The following is a 23,740-nucleotide window of genomic DNA, read 5'->3' as shown; positions in this document are numbered from 1 at the left end:
TGGCAAGCCGGTCCGGGTTAAGAATTTGTCAGAAGGAAAAGGTGATGTTAGGGATAGAACCTGTGGGGTTCTCAAAGCGGCATTGAGCGGTGATCTAGCGGAGCGCCTCCTGCTGTTTGCGTTTTTCCTGGGCCTCGGCCCGGGCGTTCGTTCTTTCCTTGGTTTTGCGATCCAGATCGCTCAAGACGGAGTCGGCTGCGGCCTTTTCACGGGTCACTTTCTGCTGCACCTCCTGCCGCAGCGGTTCGTCCTCAAGCACCTGCCCGTCGGCCAGGAGTCGCGACCGGAGCAGTGGGTATTCCAAATCAATCACATCCACCTTGTGCTCGACAGCCAGGGCGGCTGCGGTGCCTGCACTTTGCCCCAGCACCATGAGGACCACTTCATTACGGAATGCCGCCTCTGCCACGTAGGAGGTGCTCACACACACCGGAACGAGCAGATTGGTGCACTCTTCGGATTTAGGCAACAACACCTGAAGGCCGACAGGCTGGGGTTGGAGCTCCATCATGGCGGGTGCCTCAATCGCGATGCGGTCGCCCTTGGTGACGTAGGGCAGCGAGGGGCTCAACTGGACGCTGCCAAAGTTCATAGCCACTGGGTCTTCGGTGGATTCCTCACCGCGGAGATGTTTTTCAGTCAGCACCGTGGATCCAACAAGTCGGCGCGTGCCGGGAATGCTGGATGGGGAGGGCCAGGATCCGCTGTCTCGCCATTCATCCCGGCACAGACCTATCTCCTGCAACTGCTTGCGCACCTGTTCAGGAACGCGCCCGTCATTGGCGAGGGTCCAGAACAGGCCCATCATATGGTCCCGGTGGTGGCGCATGATCTTGCGTCTGGTCTGGAGGTCGGAGGAAAAAAGTTCTGCCGGGACAGTGTTGAATAGAGGAGCCAGCTCCAGTCCCGGAGTCAACCTCGCCTTGCCATTGGGGAGAGGTTCAAGGGTAAACAGTGATTTGGCATCCAGCTTTCCCGCCACACGGAGGAGCAGTTCGTACTCTGCGATGTCGTACTTTGCAGGCTTGGGCCAGGGCAGGCGGTTCGCAGCTTCTCTGGTCACACAAAGCACCAGCGTGGCTGTTGGAGGGGCAGGGCAGTCGGCGCCTGCTTCGCCAGCGGCGGAGGCGGCGACGCCAGGGAGGAGCGGACTTTTGGCATTTCCTTCAATGACATGGGCGTCGATCTTCCACTTGGCCCATTTTCCGTCGGCATCGACGGGACGGATACCGTTGAGCGTTTCCCCATAAGTCACATTGGCCTCCCTGCCGGTGCGGAATGTCACGCCCGCCTGTGCCATGAGTTGGCCATCGTAGCTGGCATCGAGGAAGAACTTGCCTGCATACACCTCGTCACGTCCAAGGTGAATCGAAGTGAGACGTCGTTCCTCTTTTGCCACACCGTCTTGCGGATGCAGGGAGCGTCCCAAAACGACGTGAACCCGGGCTTCGCGAAGCATGTCATCCAGCACCCGCCCCGCCACATGGGGTTCGCAGGTCCACATCCGACGGTTGTCTGGTTCAGATGTTACGGGAGCGAACCCTGCAAAGGAGTCGTGCTTCTGGAAGGTCCAGTGGGTTTCGTCAGCGTACCAGTTCCAGATGCGATGATGGAACTCGCGGGCAATCCCTCCGACCAGATGGGAGTACTTTGGCTCCATGACGGAGCCGCCGTTCGTGAGCTGGCCTCCCAGATGACGGGTGGGTTCGATCAGTGCCACCTTCCGCCCCATACGTGCGGCTTGAATGCTCGCCGCAATGCCTGCGGGGCTGCCGCCATAGACCACCACGTCATATTCATAGGTGGCTGCGGTTGCACAGGTGATGCTAAATGCAGATGCCGCCAGCAGCGGGATCAGGCGAAGTTGGGCTGCGCAAAGAATCATGAGGTTGAATCAGGTGGGTCGTCGGGTGGATCGCTGTGGTCCTGCTCACCTGCTGTTTTCGGGAGCGCGTTGCTTCTGCCGCTGGGCCCGGGCCTCAGCCCTTTCTTGGGTCTTGCGGTCAAGCTCCTTCAGCACCCATTCCGCAGCCCTGCGTTCGCGGGCGATTCTTTGGGCCACTTCCTTTTTCTTCAGATCCAGCTCTTCATCGACGGTGCCCCGTTTCCGATCGGAGATGACCACCCCGTTCAACCGTGGATTCTCCAGGTCAACATAGACCACGAGATAGGCATGGTCCTCCGTCAGGGGCTCGTAGGGAGCCATGACCTCACTGTCTTTGAAGGTGAGGGCAAAACTGCCTGCGGCGGTGAGTTCGGTCATGTGCATGGGCTGGAGAGGTTCAAGCGTCATCTCCGCACCATTCAATGCCAGAGACTGGGGACGGGATTGGGCGTCACAGTTGAGCAGGGTGAGCGTGGTTTTGCCTGGCGAGGGCAGATGTTGAAGAGGAAGCAGGGCGAGTTTGGTGCTCGGGGCTCTCCCGTTTTCCCCTTTCACGACGAGCGCGTGCACCAGGAGATTGAGCCGCTCGTTGACCTTCAGGACGAATTTCTGCTCCACATCCGCAGGGCATGCGGGATGAGACACCTTGACCGTGACTGAACCGGGTGTGACCGCGCATTCTCCGGTTTCACCGCCTTTGGACAGAGCCCGGGACTCATCCTGCTTGTTGTTGGTGAGGACCGTCACCTCACCCTCCAGACCGGTGACATTCACCACATTGAAATAGGCCACCGGCGGCGGTGGCGCAGGTTCACTGGCCGATTGTGCCGGCAAGCCCCGTGGCGTCAGGCTGCAGGCAAGCACGAGGAGCATGAGAGTGCGCATGGCAAAGAGATCAAAGGTTTCTTTCATAGGCGATCTGAACGTCCTGACCGATGACTTTGCCAGCGGTGTCGTATATGGGTTCTAGGAGAATATCCATGACTTTGGGGCGCATGCCGACCACATTGCTGTTCTTGTCCAGCACCTGCGTGACCAGATACATCCTGAAGGTCCGGCTCTGAAAGGTGACCAGCGGCAGGAGGCGACGGAAGAACTCCTCCCGACCGCGATCATCCAGGCCCGGGTCTGCGCCACTTGGCACCGGCCGCATGGTGGGAGGGCTGGGAATGTCGGCCGTGGCTACAGTCGGCCACGTGTTCACATTTCCGAAATAGGGGATCTGCGTGCTGGGTGAAGAAGGATTGGCAACCATGAGCGCGGAGAGATCACCCGGTGTGGCGAGCACGGTACCCGGGTTGGCGGCGGCCAGATCGGAAATGCCCTTGGCCAGAACGCTGCCCGCTCCGGTGTTGATGTTGCTACAGGGGTGGAACACCGAGCCACCGGTCACTCCACCATTGCGAACGATGCCGTCGGTCGAGGTTTCCACTCCGTTGACCATGGCGCGCTCACTGCGAATTTCGACTCCTGCGACAAGAGAGCGGATGACTTCCGGTGAGGTGCTGTTGACATTCACCAGACCCTTGAAGGTCTTCTTTTCATCCAGGCAGAGGATGTCCAGAAGATCTGAGGCCCGTGTTCCGGGACTGTTAAACGGGGTCAGTTCTACAGAGCCGATGCGAAGCGTGCTGCCACCACCTTGAAAGTGTGGGGATCCACCGCCCGTGACACGGGTCCAGGCGTTGGGATCGAAGACAAACCCCAACTCACCAAGCGACTCGTAGTATCCAGGGCCCGTGTAGTTCGCTGGATAGTCGTCTACTGGGTGCTTCACATGAGAAGGCGCTTTTTCGGGGAGAGGGGGCGTTGTCACCGGTCGCTTCTGTAGGTGAATGTCCGGTGTCTCGGTTTCCAGTGGTGCTATATTGAACTGGTTGGGCTGGGTCTGATGTCCAGGGTCGCTCAGCCATTGAGCAGGATTGAAGCTGTCTCCGAAGGTGCTCTTCACCGCGCCACCGCCCCAGAAGCAGTTGTTGATGTACTTGGCCTCCCGGTAGTAGTAGCCTCGGTTGCCAGATGCATCACCGCCGCTGGATGCCAGTCCCGCCGTGTAGAGCGTGCCACGCGGATCGCCCGCGGGTTGCGAACTGTCGCCAATGCCAGAGCTGGCGAAGAACCATTTGCCCAGTCCAGCTTTGTCATTCGTGCTGCCTGGCTGTCTGTAGGGGCGGTTGATATTGTCAGGTCTGCGGGTACGGTCGGCCAGTTTGCCGTTCCAGAAGATTTGATATCCGCCGTCGAAGAGAGACTGGATCCCTGCCGCATCGTCTGGACACATCCGGAAGTTGGGGTCTTGGATGCGGCTCTTGGCCAGTCCAGTTGCCCTCAGCGTATGAACATCGTACCAGGGCACATGGATGCACTCGTTGGGCCCCAGACTGATGTGTTTCACCGGCAGATTGAGATGGGGCAGCGCCGGGCGGCTTCCACCGGCGATGTTCTCGCCCTGGAGCATGCAGTTCACCACCGTACGGCCTTCTGTGAACCGCACCTCCAGGTCTCCTTCGATTTCACGGTCCGTGGGATTCCACAGGGCTACCCATACGGAGACCTGCATGGTGACGGAGGAGTCGTCCCAGGCGGAGTTTAGGAACCGGGTGGCATAGCCCACGCAATAAGGCTGGAGATCGATGCCGCGATATTTGGGTACATTGATGTCGCCAGGACCATAGCCGGTAGTGGTCGTGCTCCTGACCCAGGATGGATCCACAGAGGGTGTCTGGTCCCGGTCTGCGTAGTCGATGATGTTCGCAGCGAGGGAGTAAACATACTCGTCCTCCGTCATGAGCTTGCCGTAGGGCGCACCTTGATAAGCACTGTTGAGGCCGGTGTTCATCACGTTGCCTCCGGCTCGGGTCCTGGCGAAGTTGGGCAGCGAGCTCTTGATGTGTTCCGCCAGTTCGGTGATGGCAGCGTGGCGTTCACCAGAGCCTGTGGCCGAGGTGTCGCTTTCAGCCCTTTCGATGAGTTTGTTGATGGCGAGTTTGGGTTTGCCCCACATCGAGGAAGCAATGCTTGCCTTTCTTGGAATGACCTCATGCTCCACGCCAGCTGGCATGCTGAAGTTAATGTTCTTCTTGAGCATCAACTCGGCCGCTGTGGAGCTCATGCCGATCTGTTTGATGGTCTCATTGGTCAGCGCATAGTGCCGCTTGTTGATCAGGTCATTGTCCTGCGTAGAGGTGGTGCTGTTGTCCAGATTGGGGAACGTGGTCCCCGGTATGCCCGGTGTCGGAGGAAAGAGTGTGAAGAGGGCCACCTGGCGAAGTTGATCCTCGTTCCTCGCTGGTTGGCCACGCAGGTGGGTAAGGTTTGGTCCGCTGGTGTTGCCTACGAGATCGCCATCGAGTTTGCCGGCCAGATCCTCCACCCAGTAGCAGTACCGCACCCGCAGATCCTGCCCCTTGGCCCTTGGATCATTGGGGTTCGCGGAAAGGGGGGCTGTGCCTGCCGCTTCAGAGCGAAAGTCGAGATACTCCCAGCGAGGCGCCAGTGGCGTGTCCGACCAGCCTCCAGCACCGGTGCCAGGGACGAACTTGGCAAAGTCACTGAACTTTTCACCGGTATCCATCACGGCTGTTTCCAGGGTGTTGCCACCGGGTCTGGGCACGAGAGCGGAGGTGGACAGCGTGGTTTTGGCACCGCTGATCAGCGGCTGATATTGCCACTGGTTGGTAGCAGGATCGTAAGCGGCTGTGAGATAGACTACCGGACGCAGGTGGGAGGCGGACGAGCCGGTCTGCTGACGGCGGAACACCACGAAGTCACCGGACTTTTCAATTTGCCGAAACGCCTTCCTGGTCGCAGCGCGGAAGGCAGATTCCACGGCCAGGGTGGTCCGGTAGTCGTTGAAGTGTGATCGTGAGACCGCCAGTTCGGTGGTGTTGGTGGAGAACGACCCCACGAGCATCACGACAAGAAGCGCCAGGATCATGATCGTGGCGATGAGGGTGAAGCCGTTCTGGCTTCGCTTTCGGCGCTGCGGTGATGACGCAGGGGATGGCAGCTTCATGGTTTGTTGATGGCGACGGAAGTATTGGCGAAAGAGAGACCCTGAAGCTCAGCAGGAGTGAGCACCTGGTCAGCACCGGCAAATCCATCCAGCTTGCCATCGCTGATGTCCCGCTGGGCATTGGTGCCGAGCGTGGCAATGGTGGAAGGCGTCATGCGGGCCAGTTTGGCGGCATCTGCGACGACGAGGCGGACTTCGATGACATCTGGCGCAGAGTAGTCGGGGTCGTATTCAGCCGTCTTGGGCAACTGGCCCGCATGCTCCGGGGAAAGGTTGGGCCGGGGCCAGGGATCGGTGGCTACACCAGCAATTCGCCCCGTCAGGATGTTCTGCAATTGCAACGGTGTCATGGGGGCACCCGTGGGTGAGGCAACCTGCCGGCGCAGTCTCATGGGAACCACCTCGAAGGCCATGACGCGCATCCCGAGGTTCTCGGAAACTGCCTCCGGTACGGAGGTGCCCGTGCCTGAGGGGATGCTGGCCTCTTTCCAAGGCTGGTCGGCCAGACTTGGAGTCGTGGGCACCTGAGGTTCGACGGTGGGCGCGGCTGCATTGATGAAGCCATCAATGCGCGCCTTCACCGCTTTGTAGGTGGCGTTGCTGTCACTGAAAGTGCGGACCAGCGGGCGGTCCGGGTGAGCGGTGTCGAGCTTGTAAGAAATGATGCAAAGATCGCTCTTGGGCGTGGTGGCCGCCTGGGAGGAGGGATCTTGGGAAAGCTGATCTTGAACAGCCAGGAAGGAGATCTCAGAAGGGCTGCCCGGGCCGCCGGGAATGATATAGAACGGAACCAGGCCTTTCTTGCGGTCTCCACGGGTGAACATGGCTTTGATGTCCGACCGAATAAGGCCGAGCAGGGACCGGGTCTCCTGAGCTGCGTCGGTCTTGCGTCGCAGGTTCACCCACAGATCCTGTGAAGAACCCAGCACTTGCACGAGCAGGAGTAGGAGTACTGAGGATACCGATGCTGCGACCATGATTTCCACCAGGGTGAAACCACGGAGCGGGCGCAGGGGATGAAGAATCATACCAGTGGGGATGAGGGAGTGATTGCGGAGCGGGAAGCGGCTCCTGGGAGGGGCCGGATCAACGGAACTCCATAATCCTGTAGAACTCGTACTTGCGGCGGTACTGCCGGGCGAGATGCGCGGGAGCTTCGACGCTCACCATGACCCTTTTGACAACCCCGGTGCCAGCGGGCGGGGCGATGGGTGCCGTGGCGGGAGTCTGATAGCGGGACTCGTCTGCAAACGAGAGGCCCACCAGGTACCGGCCATCAAGCTGATCGGAACCATTTTCATACAGGGCCGATGATCCCGTGCTGCCGACGGAAATGGCTGAGAGGTTCTCGGAAAATACCCAGGTAAATGGAGTGTTGTTGTAGCGCTCCGCCGCGGGCGCAATCTGGACGCCGTACGGAGTGGTCGGACTGCTGGCAGGGTTCAGGGTGCGGTTGCGGTCATCGTTTGCGGCCCCGCTCTGCGGCTGGGATAGGTCCGTGAACACCTTTGCGGCGAGTTGACTGGCCGCCGTCATTTCGCGGTTGGTCATGGCGAACTCGGTGGTGATGGCCGTCAGCCCCATCAGCACGAGAATGGAACCGCCAAAGATGCCCATGGCAATGGTCACTTCAATCAGTGAAAAACCAGCGGCCGATGGCCGGCAGCTCTGGACAGCGGAGCAGGACTCAGGATGGCAGGTCATGATCTTCAAGGGGTGGGTGGAGTTGACGCTCCCGCAGCGGTGTCATCGTAGTACCGGCTGATGCCGGTAAGGCGTGTCATGCGAACTCCTTCAATCCTTGGCGGATTGTGGCTGGGGGTGACGCTCGTGGCGGTCCCGGCCGCATCCACCCTTCCTTCAACCAGCAGCACATCCAGATTCTGCACCACCGCTGAAAGACGGGGCGTGGCCACGGCACCATTGGGAGCGAAAACAATCCCCGGAAGCATTTTGAAAGTGTTGCCGCTCATGAAGCGGAGTTCGACTTCCGGATAGCCTGCTCCAGAAATGCCCCGCACGCGGTATTGGTCCAGCGTCAGCGGCAGATCCAGAATCGTGGGCTTCCCCGCCAGACCTTTGGCAAAGCAAACTCCGTCAGGAAGACTTTTCCATTCCGTCACCTGCTTGGAATCAGTGGCATACTGACCATCAGTTCCGGGTGAGCCTACTTCGAACACGGCGTATTTGCAGAGATTCAGCGGCTCCACGGACTCCGGCGGCACCCCGTCCACCACCATCAGCGCCACATATTTGCGTGTGGCGATGGCATGGGCGCGCGCCTGGTCCAGCGTCCCCTTCAATGTGGTGACCGCCGTCTGCCGACGCGGAGTGGACATGTTGGAGAGGCCGGCGATGCCCACCCCCATCATAATGGCGATGATCGCCATCACCACGGTGACCTCCACCAGCGTCATGCCAGCGGAGCGGGTGCGGAGAGGTGGTTGCAGGTAACAACCAAATGAGCCTGAGCGAGGGGGTCTCATGAACGGGCCATGGGGGTGGAAGGAAGGGCCGCAGCTTATAACGTTCTGCCAGGGGGAATGTAAACACAGGGCATGTAAGCCTTTCGTGACATGTCACATGGCTGTTGCTACAGAGCCTGAAGGGCCGCATGGAGCATAAGTTGATCCATGCAAAGGCCCAACCATGTCCGGTGGCGGCGCATCCCTTTCGTTGTCCCCTTTGACCGTAACTCATTGAACCACCGGGGCGGAGTCATCTGTTCGAAGAGGGTGCCGCCAAGGCAATGCACGAATTTTGCGTGATAACAGGCGCGCGCCTCGTTCGATTGGCATATCGCAACAACTGCGGCAAACGACGAGGCGCCACGCCACCGGTTTGCCGGTAGGAAACGTGACGCCCTTGTGACTTAAACGGAGTTGTTACAGTTTCTCCAGGTCAGAATGCCTGGCGCATGGTTTCAGTTGGAAGCCCTTTCAGGTTCAGCCGTGGACACTGCCAGCAGACGTTTCAACATGTCTGCCAGACGATAGCCCGCCAGGGTCACGCGTCGTTCAGAGATCGCCCTGGCTTTCTTGGTGTACCCCTCGGGCAGAACTGGCGCATTGAGTTGTTTCCCAACAGCATACCGGAGGTTGCCATGGAGATAGGCTTCCTGGATGGCGAGCTCTCTTCCTTCAAGGCTCCAGGATTCCGGTGACGGACTCTTTTGCAACTCGGCGGCGGCAACTCGGGGATGTTCGGTTTCAAGCAGAATGGCTTTGTTAAGCGCTTCACGAGAACTCCCCGCATCGGCAACCCGGGCCCCGCCCAACTGGCTGTCCCACACCATGTGGAGGTTGATGGCCTTGGACTGCTTGTCCGGCCGGACAAAGGCGCTGTTGCCTCCACGATCCCCTTCGGGCGCGGGGAAGTCGTCGTTGGTCAACGAAGCACAGTGAAGCGGCTGGTGAACATCTCCCACCAGATGAATGAGCCAGCTGACCATCTCGCCCTTCTCCTGGGTGGATGTGGTCGGGCTGGCGATCACACGTTCGCACTCCTTGATTCCCACCAGCACATCGTTGGTCGGATTGGGGGCTGGCTCTTTGGGGAAATGTGGCGGTACCAACGGATAATCCACATAGTGCCACTCGGGGTGGGTGGCAGGATTGTTCTTGTCACGGATGTCATCTGCCCAAAGGCTGGCGGCCATGGCAGCGTACAAGCCTTTGCTCAGGCCTGGAACGTCCGCAGGATAGGAGGACATCCAGTCATTGTATTTGGGATGTGCTTTCAATAGTGCGTGAGCCTGCTCCTGTTCCTGCTGGCTCAACTGACGCCATGCCACGGAAGTGACAACCATGTGACCTGTACCCCACCATGCGGAAGCGGGAGTGATGGAGGCGGCAAAGAGCGACAAGGTGCAGATGAGTGTGGCAATGGGTTTCACAATGAGGTGAGTGAGGTGGAATTATCAGACAGATTTAGTGTTATCTGCACAGGAGTTGATCAGCAGGTGAAGAGCCTAGGGGAAGTCGGGTGACGGAAACAACCACGCCAAGGTGAAGAAGTCGTTGCATGCGTAGGAGGAGTTCATGGCGTGTGCAAGCAATGTGACGGGAACTTCTGTTGGATTTGATGGTTCGTGGAGCAACAGGCGCGAGGGTGACGTGAACGTTGGTTGAGTGAAATGGGATAAGTCATGAAGCTGCAATTCATCCAAGACCCCTATGACTCCACGATCCTGCCAAAGTTTGAGCCGTCCGAGTAGTCAAACGCGACTTCCATGCAGCGCCAACTTCATGCGTATGTTGTGTTGGGGCATGACTCTATTCTTGGTAGCGGGAGCTTGTTCAAGTCTTCCGGCACAGTCGATCTTTTCAAATACCATCGATGAGACCAATCCAAGCGCCTCAAACCCATATACTACTGGCCAAATTGTGAATGGGAACATTACAGTTACCGGCATTGGTCGAGGGTCGGGGATTGGTGCCAATGCAGGTGGGTCCAGATACAATGCCAATGACTGGGGTTTGAATTTTGATTCCGACGGTTCGGATTTTGAAACCACTGCTTACTTCTCATGGACGCTGACTCCCAAAACCGGATTCGAAATTGATCTTACGCGTCTGGATGGCAACTGGCAAAGATCTACCACTGGACCTAAGACCTACGCGTTGAGATCGTCGCTGGATGGATTCTCCTCTAATATCGCGACTGGTGCAACAGCGAGCAGTGCTTCCCCATTTTCAATCAGCCTTGCCTCCCCAAGCTTTGACAGCATTACCGCCTCCATAGAATTCAGACTCTATGCATGGGGGGCGACAGGTAGTTCCGGCACGTTCAGTATCAATGACTTTTCATTTGTCGGGACCGTTGATCCGGTTGTCGTTGTCCCAACCGTGGGCAACTACTGGGACGCCAATGGCACGACCGCCGGTGTAGGCGGCATTGGCAATTGGACCACAGGCGGAACAACCTGGAATACCCAAGCCGGCACAGCGACACCAAATGCTTTTGATCCTTCTACGGAACTCATCTTCGCCGGCACCGCAGGCACGGTGACCCTCACGGAAGAGATATCCCACGAAAGCAACCTGCGGTTCGAAGTTGGCGGATACACTTTGGAGGGGGAGGCTCTGGCCCTGGCACCTGGGACTGGCAGCCCCACCATCACCGTGACGACTGCTGGGCATGTGGCCACGATTAACAACGTCATTTCCGGCTTCAGCGGCCTCACCAAAGCAGGAGCAGGGACTCTCGTCCTTGGCGGCATCAACACTTTTGCCGGCGACGTCACGATCAATGCTGGCATCCTTGAGATTGCCAGTGACGACAATCTGGGCGCTACCAGCAACGGCATTGTGCTGGGTGGCGGAACGCTCAAGACGACTGCCGATGTGAGTTTGCATGAAGAGCGGGCCACTGCAACCGGCGGACATGCCATTTCTGGCGCTGGCGGTCTGGATGTTGCAGATGGCACCACTTTGACGGTGAATGGCACAACCTCCCTCACTGCTCTGACGCTTTCCAACTCTGGCACGGTGGATCTTCAAGGTGCCACCAATGATCTGGGTGCGGTGACGGTCTCAGGCAATGCCACGGTGAAGGGCAATGACGCCACCGCCGCCAACATCACCGCCAGCCACGCCGGGACGGCGACGATTCAGAACAATCTCAACCTCGGCGCGGTTGACCGGACGATCACCGTGAGCAACGCGGCGGCGGTGCTGGCCTTGCAGGGCACCTTGACAGGAAGCCGCATCATCAAAGCTGGCGCAGGCACGCTTGAGGCCACAGGCGATAACGCAGGACTCTCTCTTGGATTCCAGTTGGGCTCCACCGCTGCCACTCCCACGAACGGTGGCACGCTGAAAATCGGCCACAAGAACGGCCTGGGTACCACGGCTCAGTTCCGCTTCAACTACGGGACCTTGCATGCTGTGACCGATCTGACAGGGGAGAATGCGCTGGCCAACAGCCTCAGCATTGGGGGGCGCGCCGGGGCGGCGGCTGCGTTTGGCGGTAGCAACATGGAGATCAACGGCACCGTGGGTTTCTTCCGTGGCACAAGCACCACAGGGCAACTGGCGTTGAACACGATGAATACGACCACCCTCAACGGTGACAGGGCGGCGGACTCTGGGACGGGAACCGCGACGGGCATCACTCTTGGCGGCACAGGCAAGCTGATTTTAAACGGCAACTGGAGCACCAACACCTATGCCGTCACGCTCGCTGAATCCGTCACCACGGAAATCAACAACCTCTTCACGGGCAATGTCACGGTGGGGGATAACAACACCTCCGGTGGCACGACGCCGACGCTCCAGGGGCGGGGCACGCTTACGGGGACGGTGACGATCAATTCCGACGGCCGTCTTAAGATCGGCAGCACGGGAGACACCACGGCGCGGGTCATGACCATTTCCGGCAACCTGACCAGCTCCGGTACCATGGAGTTTGATCTGTTCTCCGGCAGCATCGGCGGCGAGGCGGGGTCTTCGGACAAGCTGGCCTTCGGCAGTGGCACCACGTCGGTCAATCTGTCCGGCACCTTGGTGATCAACAATGCCGATCCCGACTTTGGCGCCCAGCCGTGGGTCGATGGTTCCTTCTGGCAGCTCATTGACTGGGGCACGGTGCTTCAGGCCAACCGCACCGTAAACTACAGCACCATCACCCTTCCGGAAATCGCTGGCTATGAGTGGATCAACACCTTGTCCACGGACGGGCGCATCACCCTTTCAGCGGTGCCAGAGCCGGGCCGCATGGTGCTGTTGCTTCTGGGCGGTGGCCTCATGCTGATCCAGCGTCGCCGCCGGCAGGAGCGTCCCGCCAGAGTCTAAGGAAATCACTTCACGATCAAACCACCACCATCATCCATAGCTTCCCGCCATGACTGCTGTCACTTCACGCTATGAGCTTCTGGAACAGCTTGGTCAGGGCGGGTCGGGGGTGGTGTACAAGGCTATGGACTTGCAGCTCCATCGTCCGGTGGCCATCAAACGGCTGATGCGCTCTCCGGGTGCTGGGGAGACTCATGAAGATGCGGGACAGCTGCGGCAGGAGGCCTTGTCCCTGTCGGCGCTGCAGCACCCCAACATTGTGACGATCCATGACATCGGCACGGATGAAGACGGGCCGTACGTGGTGATGGAGTATCTGGAGGGGCAGACCATGGAGCAGGTGGTGGAGGGTGCGCCGCTTCCCCTGGAGGAGTTCGCCACCCTGGTGCAGGACACCCTGGGTGGACTGGGCGCCGCCCATGCGCGTGGCATGCTGCACCGGGATTTGAAGCCCTCCAACATCATGCTGGTGTGGCTGCCCACCTGTGAGATGCAGTTCAAGCTGCTGGACTTTGGCATCGCCAAATACTGCCCCGCCCCCACCACCCAGACGACAGACGTGGAGGGGAGTGTGATGGGCACGGTTTATTTCATGGCTCCCGAGCAGTTTGAACGCGGGACCCTCGACCAGCGCACCGACCTCTACTCACTGGGATGTTCCTACTACCATGCTCTCACGGGCAACTATCCTTTCACCGCGGACAGTGCTGCCGGGGTGATGGCCGCCCACCTGACGCATGCACCTGGGCCCCTGGCGGAGTGGCGGCCGGATCTGCCGGCTGCCGTGGTCGATTGGGTGCTCAGGCTCATGAGCCGTCTGCCTGAAGACCGGCCGGACAGTGCGGCGCAGGCCCTGGCGCTATTCAAGCTGGCCCTGCAACCCCCGGCCCGCCCTCTTCCCAAGCCAGCAGTTTCCGCGAATCCGCACGTGAGCCGTCCGGTGATCCAGCCGGTGCGCCTGCCGCATCCTGAAGAGGCTTCTTCCTCAGGCAATGCCATGTCGATCATCATTCCCGTGATCTGCTGCCTCCTGCTTTCTGCGGCAGCCTACGGGTACTGGCACTTTCAGGAGGCGAAGAAAAAGTACCAGCCTGCGCCAGCCTCGAATCGTCCCGTCAAAGAGGCGGCCCCTTCCGGCCCGGGCGAGTCTGTTCCGGAGCAAGTTCAGACGCCAGAGACAGCCCCGCCACCGGAACCTGCAGTCACCATGGTGCCGGCAACGGAGCAGATGTCCGCCAGCCCGCCGGTGGCGATGCAGGAAACAACCGCGCCAGCTCCTGCGACGGCGCCCCCTTCTCCTCCATCGACGATGATGGCGGCCGGTGCACCGCTGGATCCTCGTGCGCTGGATCAGCTGCGAACCAGCCTTAATCAGCCTGTGGAGGTGGAGGGCGTGGTGACGAGTGTGGGGGAGAGCAAGTCCGGCAAGACTCGCTATTTAAACTTTTCCCGGCGTGCTGGCGAGTCGGTGTCGCTGGCATTCCGCACGGCAGACACGGAGTCTGTATTTCCTAAATCCCGGCTTGAGGCTCTGCAGGGCGCGAAAGTCCGGGCGCGGGGCACCGTCACGGAGTTGAATGGTGGGCTGCTGATCTATATCAAGGAAGAGTCCGCACTGGTCAGGGTGAATTGAGGGTGTGAGTCATTTGAGCTTGGTCAAAGGCCCTGCTGCTGCCTTTGGGTTCGCCCCTATCACAAGGGGGGCGAAAGCGGTGCCCAGACCACACGCACTCCAAGACGCTGGCGCGAGGTTGGATGGGCCGGGGGGTATGGAGGTGGCCAGGAGTCGATGGTTGGGCAAGAGGCCAGCGCGTTGCTTGTGATGGGATAGAACCTAGAGGGTGGAGCAGGGGCGTGGACGTAAGGGAGGCGGGGTTTCCCGGCCACGCAGGTGAGCGGAGGGGGTGCGTGGTGGGGGATGTTGGGTGGATGGCCGTCTGTCGTGTTGGCGGCGTCGGTCGTGGCGCGACTGAGCGGGACCGGAGATCCCGCCCCCTTTGCAGGCTGGCGGAGTCCAACGTGGGGAGGGTGCGCAGTCGGCAGGCGAAAGCGGTGTCAAGCCACACGCACTCCAAGACCCTGGCGCGAGGTTGGGCGAGCCGTGGCGGGGAAGCGTCCCTATTCCAGAGGTTCTTCATGCCGGTGGCCGGCCTTCTCAAACTTCTTCCACAGCCTCTCGATGGCTTCCTCCGGGTCCTCCAGAAGCATGCTTTCCTTGATCTTGCTGGCATAGATGCCGAACGAGAAAGGCGTCACCACGGGCACCTCGATGAGCTGCCATTGCATCTGGTGAGCCCCCGCAAGGAACTGGGCTGCCCGGGGCAGGTCCAGGAAGACATGAGTGGCCTCGCGGATCGCCTGTTCCAGCAGCGGATGATCAGGCTCGTGTTTGCTCAGCACCTGGAAGAGGATCTCCCCGCTCCAGCGGAGTTGTTTGAGCCGACGTTCCGCTCCCGGCAGATTGCGCGGCACCATCAGGCCGGTCTGGGCCACGCCCCGGAACTGCCATTTCACGAGCTGGCTCTCGGCGAGGGCGCTGCGCAGATCTGCCTCCAGATTGTCGGCATGAAACAGGTCGCGCCACTCTTCCAGTCCTAGTTCCTGGAATTGACGGACCGAGAGGAGGAATCCGTAGTCATCGATGGTGACCAGGGCATTTCCGCCCACGGCCTCTTTCACCCGGTGGGCGATGATGCGGGAGAGTGCATCATTGGCGGACCGGCCGATGAGGGAGTGGAAGAAGAAGTGGCAGCGCTCCGGATCCGGCTTTCTCATGGCCCGGCCCGCACCGCGCTTGGGTGGCATGAGGCTGGGTTCCGGTTCGCGGAATTCCTCCCCATCATCCTCAGGCTCGCGGTAGAGTTCGATGAGAAACAAGGAGTCCGTGGGAATGGCGGAGAAGCGGCACTGGTTGCGGCAGTGCTTCACAATGGCGTCCGCATTCACACTGCTGATGAGGTAGTCCTCCACGAGCCAGTCTGACGTCGCCGCTGGCGGCTCGTTCGCCTCCAGCCTGGCGGCCAGGCGGGTGCGCAGGCGGGTCACCTCCTGGGCTAGACCGCTGGCCAGCGGCATCTTGTTGGCATTCCAGCTCGGGACCGTGGGCAGGCGACCGTCGGCGGCCTCCACAGTGATTTCCATGACCCCAGTCTCGACCAGCCTCACCGTGCGCCCGGCCAGCACGAAGATGTCGCCGTACTTGAGGTTCTTCACGAAACTCTCCTCCACCTCCCCGAGCCTGCGGGTGCCCAGGTACACGCGCACGGCCCCCTCGCTCGCGATGGTGCCGATGTTCACCAGATAGTCCCGCTCCACCTTGCGGTTCGGGGTCATGAGCCGGCCTTGTGCATCCTCCACAATCTTGCCGAAGACCTCGCGATAATTTTCCTCCAGGCTTTTGCCGCCACCCATCACATACTGCAGCACCCGGTCGAACTCCGCGCGGCTGAGTTCATGGTAGGGCCAGGCCTGGAGCACCGTCGCATACGCCGTGTCACGGGTATATCCCTTCTGCATGGCCATGCCCACCAGGTGCTGGGCCAGCACGTCATAGGGCTTTTGCAGCACGCGGATGGCGTCCAGCTGGGTGCGGCGGGTCATGTCCGCACACACCACGCATTCCATGAGATCGTTCACATTGGTGGCCACCAGCACGCCATGGCTCTCCTCGTGGATGTTGTGACCGCTGCGTCCGATCCGCTGAATGGCGCGACTGACGCCCTTCGGCGTGGAGATCATCACCGCGCAGTCCACCGCCCCGATGTCGATGCCCAGCTCCAGGCTGGTCGAGCACACCACGGCCCGCAGTTCCCCAGCCTTGAGGCGGTCTTCCACCTCCAGGCGCAGATCGCGGTCCAGAGACGAGTGATGGGTCTCGATGACCGAGGCCAGTTCCGGCAGTGCCTGTTTGAGCCGGAGCGATGTGCTTTCCGCACCGCTCCGGGTGTTGCAAAAGATGATGGTGCTCCGCTTCTGCTCCACCAGCCGCGCCAGATCCTTCATCACCCGCTGGGCCGTCCAGCCGGCTGGCGGATACGGCTCACGACGCAAGGGGGACAGCACCTCCACGCGGCGTCTGCGCTCCGCCCGGCCCTGCACGATGGCGCAGTCACGACCTGTCCCGCACAAAAATCTCGCCAGCTCATCCAGGGGGGCGGCCGTGGCGCTCAGGCCAATGCGCACCAGTCCGGCCCCGTCAGGAGGCGCGGACACCATTTGTTCCAGCCTCTCCAAGGTCAGGCTGAGATGGGAGCCCCGCTTGTTCTCCGCCAGGGCGTGCAGTTCATCCACGATGACATGGCGGCAGCCGCTGAGAATCTCCCGGTAACCTTCCTGGGGGAGGAGGATGGCCAGACTCTCCGGGGTCGTCAGCAGGATGTGAGGGGGCTGTTTGCGAAACTTTGCCCGCTCTGAGGCCGGGGTGTCGCCATTCCGGAGGCCGATCCGGATGTCCTGCGCGAGGCCCATCTCATGCAGAGGTTCTGAGAGGTTCTTCTGCATGTCATAGGTCAGCGCCCGCAGGGGAGAGACGTAGATGGCCAGGGTCTGATGGGGGAGCGGCCCCTCGTCCAGGCGGTGCAGGAGGTCGTCCAGCACTCCCAGGAAGCCCGCCAGCGTTTTCCCACTGCCCGTGGGGGAGGTGAGCAGCACAGACTGACCCGCCAGCACGTGCGGCAGCGTGACTTCCTGCGCATGAGTGGGCTTGCCAAAACGCCCGGTGAACCAGGCGGCCAGAGCCGGGTGCAGGGAGTCAATCATCGGTTCAACATGGCTGGGAACACGGCCAATCTGCCAGAAGGCTACGTCTTGCCCGTCATTGCTGGCCGTAGCAAGTCACTTGTGTACGGCGAAACCTTCGCTAGCTTCCGGCCCGATGAATCTGTCCCGTCTCGCCCACTCCGCAGCCTGTCTGGCTCTAGTCGCCGGTCTCAGCGCCTGCTCCATGTTTGGCTCCAAGTCTTCCGTCTCCCAATCCGCCCCGGTGGGCGCTCAGGAATTCGACCCCTTCTCCAACACCTGGCGCCCCGTGTCCCGGGTGGTGGTGCCGCCGCCCTCAGAGCCCAACCCTGAGATCGCCGCCCAGCAGGAGCAGTTGAAGAAGGAGAACAGCGTGGTGAACAAGATGGGTCGCAGCGCTGGCAAGGTGGGCAGCGCCGCAGGATCCGTGGGCAAGACCCTTACCAAGCCTCTGAAGTGGATCCCCTTTGTGGGTGGCAAAAAGAGCGCTGAGGACGAGGTGGATCCCGCCTACTCCCCGGCCAGCCCGCAGTAAGAAGTTTCTATTTCAGATCAACCCCCGGCTGGGATGGGACAAGGGCCCGCCGGGGCGGTCAATTTTTCAGGTTCTTGCGCCGACTTCCGGAGGAGGATCGTTTTTGCTTGGGAGGGGCAAAATGCTCGCACTCCGCCTATGAAGCCTGTCTCATCCTCCCGCCTGGCCCGGATTTGCCTGTGCCTGGGGGTCGTGCTGGTGGCGGCCGGGCCGGTGCTGGGCGTGCCTCTCCGTGCGACGGGCGGCAAGCCATTGGGCTTTGGAGCCACGGCCACAGGAGGTGCCGGTGGACGCGTGCTTCTGGTGACCCGTCTGGACGACGATGTCAAAAAGCCCGCGAAAGGTACGCTGCGCTGGGCGCTTCGTCAGAAAGGGCCGCGCACGGTGAAGTTCAGCGTGGGCGGCACCATCACTCTGAAGGACCGCATTGAGGTCAAGGAGTCGTTCCTCACGGTCGATGGCACCGATGCCCCTGACGGCGGCATCACCATCCGGGGCGGCAGCCTGGAGTTTGAGGGGGTCGAGGAAATCGTCCTGCGGCACCTCCGGATCCGCCTGGGGGACGAGAACGTGCTGCGCCGGAACAAGGCAGAAAAACGCCACCGGCCCAAGGGCTCCAACGGCCTGGACTGCATCACCCTCAAGAACACCAACCAGGTGCTCATCGATCACTGCTCGCTCTCGTGGAGCTGTGACGAGCTCATCGGCATCACCCGCTGTCGCAACGTGACCGTGCAGTGGTGCATCCTGAGCGAGCCCTTGGGGCGCAAGGAACTGCATCCGTACGGGGATGATCACGCCTTCGGGGTGAATGCGAGTGCCAGCACCTTGAGCATCCACCATTGTCTCTTCGCCCGGTTCGTGATGCGGGGGCCGCAGTTTGAGTGCAACGACCTCCGGCCCAAGGACCGCTACACCGTGCAGATGGAGGCGGTGAACAACGTGATCTTTGACTATGGGCGCAGCGGCTCCCGCTACTCCACGGGCGTGGAGAAAGGGTCCGGCACCGGAGAGGGAAAGAAGTTTGAGTTCCAGTTCCTGAACAATCTCTACCTTTCCTCCCGCGCAACACGCAGTCCCATTGAGGTCTTCACGCGGCATGGCCACGCCCCGGGCATGAAGGCGGGCGTGGTGGGCAATGAGGTGCGGGTGGCAGATGTGCCCCGCCTGGTGGCAGGCATTCGCTTGCCTGCCTTCTCGATCAAAGGGCCCCACCTGCACTGGCGCACCAAGTCATCCTCCCGGGTGGATCTGGTCACCCGGCCGAAGGCACGGGTTGATGCTCCGGATTCGGATAACCGGGAGACAGGAGAGGTCAAGACGGGGCTGACGCCCGCAGGGCCAGCTGGCGTGGTCTTGCGTGTGCCCGTGCCAGAGGGGGCCGTCACCCGGCGTCTCTTTGCCGCTCCAGTGCCCGTGAAGCCAGAGCCCATCTCCACTGTCTGGCAAACCGTGATCGGCTCCGCAGGCGCAGGGCCGGATCGCGATGCGGTGGACGTCCGGGTGATTCAGGACGTCGAGGGCATGGTCTTCCGGAAGACCTTGCAGTCCCAGGAGCAGGTGGGTGGCTGGCCGGATGATCGCCGTCTGCCTTGAGGCAGAGCGGCCGGAAAGTTCATCCACACGAGCCAGCAGGAGGCAGAGGCTCGATCAGGAGGGGTTCCCTGTCGTTGCCTTGGCGGCACCACCTGCCACGCGGGACTCCACGGGGGCTTTGGCCAGGACGGGATTCAGATTGGCAGGCACGCGGTTGTCTTGAATCTCACGCTGCTGCAGGTGGATCGGCGTGGGGGCAGGCGCGTTCTGGTTGTCGGCCATTTTCAAGGTGCGGCCCATGGCCTGGAGCATGCGCATGGGCATCTGGGCGGCGGCACAACTGGCAAGGGTGGAAGCGACAAGGCAGAGCGCGGCGGTCTGAATGAAAGACTTGATCATGGCCGCTGGTTTATCATTGGAGCGGCGGGATGGGAAGGGGGAATGACCAGCGTTAGAAGGTAAGGGTTAGGAGTGAAGAGGTAGGGTCAACCGATAGGTCAGCGGACCCGCCTCTCCAAACGTCACGCTTTAACCCTTCTCGCCCAACGCCTTCTCAATAGCGGCCACCACGGCAGGATCATCGGGCTCTGTTCCTGGCTCGATGCGCTGGAGCGGCTTGCCATCGCGGCCAATGAGGAATTTGCCAAAGTTCCACTTCACGTTGCCTGGGAATGCCCCCTGCGAACCAGTCAGGGCCGTGAATAGCGGGTGTTGGTCCGGGCCTTTGACATGCACCTTGTCGAACATGGGGAAGGTCACCTTGTAGTTGGTGGAGCAGAACTCCTTGATCTCCGCATTGGAGCCAGGCTCCTGGGCCCCAAAGTCGTTGCAGGGGAAGCCCAGCACCACCAGGCCCTTGTCGCCGTACTTTTTGTACAGGTCCTGCAGGCCCTGATACTGCGGCGTGTTCCCGCACTGGGAGGCCACGTTCACGATCAGCAGCACCTTTCCGGCGTAGGGTTTGAGAGAGGTCTCTTTGCCCTCAATGTCTTTGACGGGGATGTCGTAGAGGGAGGGGGCGTCGGCGGCGAAGGCCGTGGAGACGGCCAGGACAGCGGTGAGCAACAGTTTTTTCATGCGGGGGACAACACGGGATTCCCGCGTCAAACTTTCAAGCCGCAGACCTGCATGGAGAATTCAGTTTTTCCGGCAGGGCGAACCCGCTAGGCTGCCTTCGTGGCAGAAGACATCCTCACTCCCGAGCAGACTGTGGCCGCCTATGTGGGGCAACCCAACCGCAGTCTAGCTTTTCATCAGGTTGTGAAACTGGCGAGCCGCAAGTGTATCAGCGGCGCGTAGTGAGGGCTGACGCAAGCTGCCGAAGCATGGTTTTGACTCCATGCGAGCTACAGTTTTTTCTATTGCCATTAGGTGATTTCGTTGCCTAGTGCTCGTGATGGGAGAGGCTCGTCGCGAACGCCGCGCTTTAGAACGAACAAACCGCAAGGCTGCAGAGTCTGCGGGAGGCGTTCCTTCATCGCCTGCTGCTTCCACCGCGAAGTCTCCCCCGCTTTGGACTGCCGGAATTTTCCTGGGAGGGATGGTGCTCGGTATTGGAATTGCCTTTTGGATTGCCGCAGACAAAAAGTCCCCCAAGGCTGTTCCTCCCGTTGTCGCGGTGAACACAAATGGAAGCGGGCCACCTCTCACCCTGGGACGGCTTGCTGAACTATCCGAAAGCGAACTGGCGGGTGTGGACATCGCCTTGATGAACTTGCTGTGTGCGGAAGGGCTGCCCGGACATGGTGCAGTCACTCTTCAAGACGGTTTGAAGAACCTCGAACAGATGGTCCAAGCAGTTCGTTCCGAGACGGCAAGAAATTTCCACCAGTTCACTTCCAATCCGGCCGGGTTTGAGAACTCCGAGGAATTCTATCGCATCGTGATGCTCAATACGGTTCTGGGGCAGGATTTCAGCCTGCGCTACAATCCAAAGAAAATCGCAGCCGCAACTGCTGAAAGCCTGCAAGACCAGTCCTTCTATGAACAAGCCGACGATGTTTTTCTCTCAGGGTTGCTCGGAGAACATCGGATGGGCACTTGTACTTCCATGCCGGTGCTGCTTGTCGCTGTAGGACGAAAGCTTGGCTACCCTTTGAAGCTGGTCCCCGCCAAAGGGCATCTTTTCCTACGGTGGGATGATGGCAAGACCCGGCGCAACTTTGAATGCACGAATGGCATCACTTGCTACCCTGATGCCCACTATCAGAAGTGGCCCTTTCCCATTTCTGATGAGGAAGTAAAACAAGGCTGGTATTTGCGTTCACTTTCACCGCGCGAGGAACTGGCCGCGTTCTTCGCCCTGCGTGGTCAGGTGCTGCAATTTCACCGGAGAAGCATCGAGGCTCTGATTGCCCATGCGCAGGCGAATCTGCTGCACCCGGGACATCCCGATTATGGAGCGGGACTGGCCATTGCCAGCGACCAGTATGGTGGTGCGATGGGAATATTTCCTGCAATGCAAGTCCCCTCTGGGCGTCGCTTCGACGACGCCCCTCTTTCAAATATCGGAGAGGTAGAAGCCTTCAATGCACAGAACCAGCGACGCATGTTCGCGCCTCCCGCACAAAATCCTGCTTTCCGTCAGAACACTCCAGTCTCCGGAAGATTTCCTCGATAGACTCCTCTGCAACCCGGATCATTTAAATTCATGAATGTCATCTTTTCCTGCCTCCGCTTTGCCGTGCTGCTTGGATTCCTCTTGGTTGGGCAAGACCTCTTGGCATACTACAACCCAGCCACTGGCACATGGCTCTCGCGCGATCCAATTGCTGAAAGGGGCGGCTTAAATTTATACGGCTTTGTTGCAAATGATGCCGTGAACAAGTGGGACTATCTCGGCCTTGAAGAGAGGACGTTGGTTGTTGCAATGGGGCCAGACATTGGAGAGGGGATTAGCATCTCAGAAAGCAATCCCTCATCGGCGGTCAGACCAATTTTGCCAATCCTGAAGCAGGAATTGGGATATTTGCCGACTGTGGTAAACTATTCGAAATCTACGCCTATACGCCGCCAGAGTTTCATAGAAGAAAGAGTTCGGGCTCGTCTTGCAAAATACAAAGCTGCTGGAATGGAACCGGTCCATACGGTGAAATTTTTGTTCAAATATACAGCAACCGCTGGGGAAATTCGAACTCATCTTGCAAATCAAGGAGACCGGCACATCCTGATGACTCACGGGGCACATGCCCCTATTGAAACGGGAGTGATTCTTGAGGTGCCCGGGGCCAAAGTGCTGAATACACAGGTTGCTGCTCCATATCCTTTGGGACAAGTTCTCGCGGAGGATTTCAAACCCAATGATGATAAGCTTGGAATTGCGTGTTGCTACGCAGGCAAGTTGCCGCAAAAGGTTCGAGAGATTTCGCTCGTGAGGCTTGTTGGGACTCCAACAGCGGATGAACCGCAAATGGCTGGTCCGAGTATTGAACTAATTGTGGATGGATGTGCTTGCTGGGTTTCACTGAACAAAAACAATGAAGAAATTCATCAAAAGGGTCGTGCTATTGGCCATATTGATTTCTGGTTCGTCGTCAGTCTCGGCAATGACTCCGAATGGAAATGCTGGATATCTGGTCATCTCTGTCGGAGATGCACCAGGTGGCACATGGAGTATTGCGTGTCTGGATATGCCATTACAGGCGGACCCTCCCCCTCCAGCGAAAAGCTACGTTGTGCGGCTCGCGACATTGTGGACCTCGCTTTTCCCCAAGGTTTCATTGGCGACTTCACCGATTTTGGTGGACCGGGCGTTGCCGGAGCCCACCTCATCTGAACATCTTGATGCCAAGACAGATTCTTTACCGCTCTTCAATGAGTTTCTACGCGTCAGCAAAAGCGGCTCGCTTTCAATTTTGCCACTCTTGAAGCTAACGCCTGCTACGGGCGTAGTGCGGTTCAAAAGGATATTCTCCGCTGATTTGAATCCGGTCATGGTGTTGTCGGCCGAGGCATCGATAGACCTCACCTCATGGCGGCAATTTACTGGCATGAGTGCCGAAGCGTTGGGATCCGTTACAGGCAAAACGTATGAAATCGCTGAAGAAGATGATAGTTCGATGGAATTGTTTTGGCGAAGTCATTTGCCAATGGTGCTGTCGCACGGAACAAGAGTTGTTAAGCTTGTCAGTTACGCACCATCGAGCGGTATTGTAGTATATCGTTGCGAGAGCGAAGACTATCAAGGGATGGCGCAAGACTTTCTTGATTTTTTCACCCGTCCGTAGGGGCGATTTCCC

General features: G+C 59.7%; 17 protein-coding genes. 7 read left to right on the top strand and 10 right to left on the bottom strand.

Annotated features, from left to right (window positions below; all coding sequences use genetic code 11):
* Positions 1 to 94: 94 nt before the first annotated feature.
* The 7 genes from VSP_RS31120 to VSP_RS31090 form a co-directional block, all read right to left on the bottom strand.
* Positions 95 to 1,885, bottom strand: a complete 1,791-nt coding sequence (locus VSP_RS31120; RefSeq protein WP_009965660.1) for an FAD-dependent oxidoreductase — start codon at positions 1,883 to 1,885, stop codon at positions 95 to 97.
* A gap of 45 nt (positions 1,886 to 1,930) precedes the next feature.
* The gene (locus VSP_RS31115) at positions 1,931 to 2,797 is read right to left on the bottom strand and encodes a hypothetical protein (protein WP_009965658.1); all 867 of its coding nucleotides are present in this window, start codon (positions 2,795 to 2,797) and stop codon (positions 1,931 to 1,933) included.
* A complete protein-coding gene (locus VSP_RS31110; RefSeq protein ID WP_009965657.1) occupies positions 2,781 to 5,900 on the bottom strand; it encodes a type II secretion system protein in 3,120 nt (1,039 codons plus the stop codon). The genes VSP_RS31115 and VSP_RS31110 overlap by 17 nt, the downstream gene beginning before the upstream one ends.
* Complete coding sequence (locus VSP_RS31105) at positions 5,897 to 6,928, bottom strand: prepilin-type N-terminal cleavage/methylation domain-containing protein (RefSeq protein ID WP_009965656.1); 1,032 nt, start codon at positions 6,926 to 6,928, stop codon at positions 5,897 to 5,899. The genes VSP_RS31110 and VSP_RS31105 overlap by 4 nt, the downstream gene beginning before the upstream one ends.
* 58 nt (positions 6,929 to 6,986) lie before the next feature.
* Positions 6,987 to 7,604 carry a type IV pilus modification PilV family protein gene (locus VSP_RS31100; protein WP_157211160.1) on the bottom strand — a complete coding sequence of 206 codons (618 nt, stop codon included), beginning with the start codon at positions 7,602 to 7,604 and terminating at the stop codon, positions 6,987 to 6,989.
* Positions 7,605 to 7,609: 5 nt separating this feature from the next.
* A complete protein-coding gene (locus VSP_RS31095) occupies positions 7,610 to 8,386 on the bottom strand; it encodes a pilus assembly FimT family protein (RefSeq protein ID WP_081452835.1) in 777 nt (258 codons plus the stop codon).
* A 437-nt stretch (positions 8,387 to 8,823) separates the two neighbouring features.
* On the bottom strand, positions 8,824 to 9,795 hold the full coding sequence (locus tag VSP_RS31090; RefSeq protein WP_009965653.1) for a S1/P1 nuclease: 972 nt from the start codon (positions 9,793 to 9,795) through the stop codon (positions 8,824 to 8,826).
* A 952-nt stretch (positions 9,796 to 10,747) separates the two neighbouring features.
* Here VSP_RS31090 and VSP_RS31080 point away from each other — a divergent pair.
* Together VSP_RS31080 and VSP_RS40330 are read left to right on the top strand one after the other, a co-directional pair.
* Positions 10,748 to 12,694, top strand: coding sequence for a beta strand repeat-containing protein (locus VSP_RS31080; RefSeq protein ID WP_009965652.1), 1,947 nt, complete (start codon positions 10,748 to 10,750; stop codon positions 12,692 to 12,694).
* A gap of 49 nt (positions 12,695 to 12,743) precedes the next feature.
* Entirely contained in the window at positions 12,744 to 14,327 is a 1,584-nt protein-coding gene (locus tag VSP_RS40330) for a serine/threonine-protein kinase (protein WP_009965651.1), read from the top strand.
* 485 nt (positions 14,328 to 14,812) lie between these two features.
* On the opposite strand, the gene VSP_RS31070 is transcribed toward VSP_RS40330, so the two are convergent.
* Positions 14,813 to 17,452: a DEAD/DEAH box helicase gene (locus VSP_RS31070; protein WP_009965650.1), complete on the bottom strand. Its 2,640-nt coding sequence runs from the start codon at positions 17,450 to 17,452 to the stop codon at positions 14,813 to 14,815.
* A gap of 115 nt (positions 17,453 to 17,567) precedes the next feature.
* On the opposite strand from VSP_RS31070, the gene VSP_RS31065 reads away from it, so the two are divergent.
* Positions 17,568 to 17,966 carry a hypothetical protein gene (locus VSP_RS31065; protein WP_009965649.1) on the top strand — a complete coding sequence of 133 codons (399 nt, stop codon included), beginning with the start codon at positions 17,568 to 17,570 and terminating at the stop codon, positions 17,964 to 17,966.
* 138 nt (positions 17,967 to 18,104) lie between these two features.
* Positions 18,105 to 19,562, top strand: a complete 1,458-nt coding sequence (locus VSP_RS31060) for a hypothetical protein (protein WP_009965648.1) — start codon at positions 18,105 to 18,107, stop codon at positions 19,560 to 19,562.
* Between the two features lie 54 nt (positions 19,563 to 19,616).
* On the opposite strand, the gene VSP_RS31055 is transcribed toward VSP_RS31060, so the two are convergent.
* Together VSP_RS31055 and VSP_RS31050 are read right to left on the bottom strand one after the other, a co-directional pair.
* Positions 19,617 to 19,901, bottom strand: a complete 285-nt coding sequence (locus VSP_RS31055) for a hypothetical protein (protein ID WP_009965647.1) — start codon at positions 19,899 to 19,901, stop codon at positions 19,617 to 19,619.
* Positions 19,902 to 20,030: 129 nt separating this feature from the next.
* Positions 20,031 to 20,579 carry a glutathione peroxidase gene (locus VSP_RS31050; RefSeq protein WP_009965646.1) on the bottom strand — a complete coding sequence of 183 codons (549 nt, stop codon included), beginning with the start codon at positions 20,577 to 20,579 and terminating at the stop codon, positions 20,031 to 20,033.
* 316 nt (positions 20,580 to 20,895) lie between these two features.
* Here VSP_RS31050 and VSP_RS31040 point away from each other — a divergent pair, with 316 nt between their 5' ends.
* From VSP_RS31040 to VSP_RS31030, 3 genes are read left to right on the top strand one after another with little or no spacing between them, the layout of a single operon-like run.
* On the top strand, positions 20,896 to 22,122 hold the full coding sequence (locus VSP_RS31040) for a hypothetical protein (protein WP_156345707.1): 1,227 nt from the start codon (positions 20,896 to 20,898) through the stop codon (positions 22,120 to 22,122).
* Between the two features lie 30 nt (positions 22,123 to 22,152).
* Positions 22,153 to 23,277 (top strand): RHS repeat domain-containing protein, encoded by a 1,125-nt coding sequence (locus VSP_RS31035; protein ID WP_009965642.1) that lies wholly within the window; start codon positions 22,153 to 22,155, stop codon positions 23,275 to 23,277.
* Entirely contained in the window at positions 23,255 to 23,728 is a 474-nt protein-coding gene (locus VSP_RS31030) for a hypothetical protein (protein ID WP_157211159.1), read from the top strand. Before VSP_RS31035 ends, VSP_RS31030 begins: the two co-directional genes overlap by 23 nt.
* The last annotated feature ends 12 nt before the right edge of the window (positions 23,729 to 23,740 follow it).

Source organism: Verrucomicrobium spinosum DSM 4136 = JCM 18804 (assembly GCF_000172155.1).
In the GTDB taxonomy this organism is placed as follows: domain Bacteria; phylum Verrucomicrobiota; class Verrucomicrobiia; order Verrucomicrobiales; family Verrucomicrobiaceae; genus Verrucomicrobium; species Verrucomicrobium spinosum.
The sequence above is the reverse complement of the archived record's forward strand: the minus strand, read 5'-3'. Positions and strand labels throughout refer to the sequence as shown.

What these genes read in the sequence shown, in the direction of transcription:
- VSP_RS31120 (WP_009965660.1), bottom strand. Translation starts at nt 1,885, where the DNA reads ATGATTCTTTGCGCAGCCCAACTTCGCCTGATCCCGCTGCTGGCGGCA.
- VSP_RS31115 (WP_009965658.1), bottom strand. Translation starts at nt 2,797, where the DNA reads ATGAAAGAAACCTTTGATCTCTTTGCCATGCGCACTCTCATGCTCCTC.
- VSP_RS31110 (WP_009965657.1), bottom strand. Translation starts at nt 5,900, where the DNA reads ATGAAGCTGCCATCCCCTGCGTCATCACCGCAGCGCCGAAAGCGAAGC.
- VSP_RS31105 (WP_009965656.1), bottom strand. Translation starts at nt 6,928, where the DNA reads ATGATTCTTCATCCCCTGCGCCCGCTCCGTGGTTTCACCCTGGTGGAA.
- VSP_RS31100 (WP_157211160.1), bottom strand. Translation starts at nt 7,604, where the DNA reads ATGACCTGCCATCCTGAGTCCTGCTCCGCTGTCCAGAGCTGCCGGCCA.
- VSP_RS31095 (WP_081452835.1), bottom strand. Translation starts at nt 8,386, where the DNA reads ATGAGACCCCCTCGCTCAGGCTCATTTGGTTGTTACCTGCAACCACCT.
- VSP_RS40330 (WP_009965651.1), top strand. Translation starts at nt 12,744, where the DNA reads ATGACTGCTGTCACTTCACGCTATGAGCTTCTGGAACAGCTTGGTCAG.
- VSP_RS31070 (WP_009965650.1), bottom strand. Translation starts at nt 17,452, where the DNA reads ATGATTGACTCCCTGCACCCGGCTCTGGCCGCCTGGTTCACCGGGCGT.
- VSP_RS31065 (WP_009965649.1), top strand. Translation starts at nt 17,568, where the DNA reads ATGAATCTGTCCCGTCTCGCCCACTCCGCAGCCTGTCTGGCTCTAGTC.
- VSP_RS31060 (WP_009965648.1), top strand. Translation starts at nt 18,105, where the DNA reads ATGAAGCCTGTCTCATCCTCCCGCCTGGCCCGGATTTGCCTGTGCCTG.
- VSP_RS31055 (WP_009965647.1), bottom strand. Translation starts at nt 19,901, where the DNA reads ATGATCAAGTCTTTCATTCAGACCGCCGCGCTCTGCCTTGTCGCTTCC.
- VSP_RS31050 (WP_009965646.1), bottom strand. Translation starts at nt 20,579, where the DNA reads ATGAAAAAACTGTTGCTCACCGCTGTCCTGGCCGTCTCCACGGCCTTC.
- VSP_RS31035 (WP_009965642.1), top strand. Translation starts at nt 22,153, where the DNA reads ATGAATGTCATCTTTTCCTGCCTCCGCTTTGCCGTGCTGCTTGGATTC.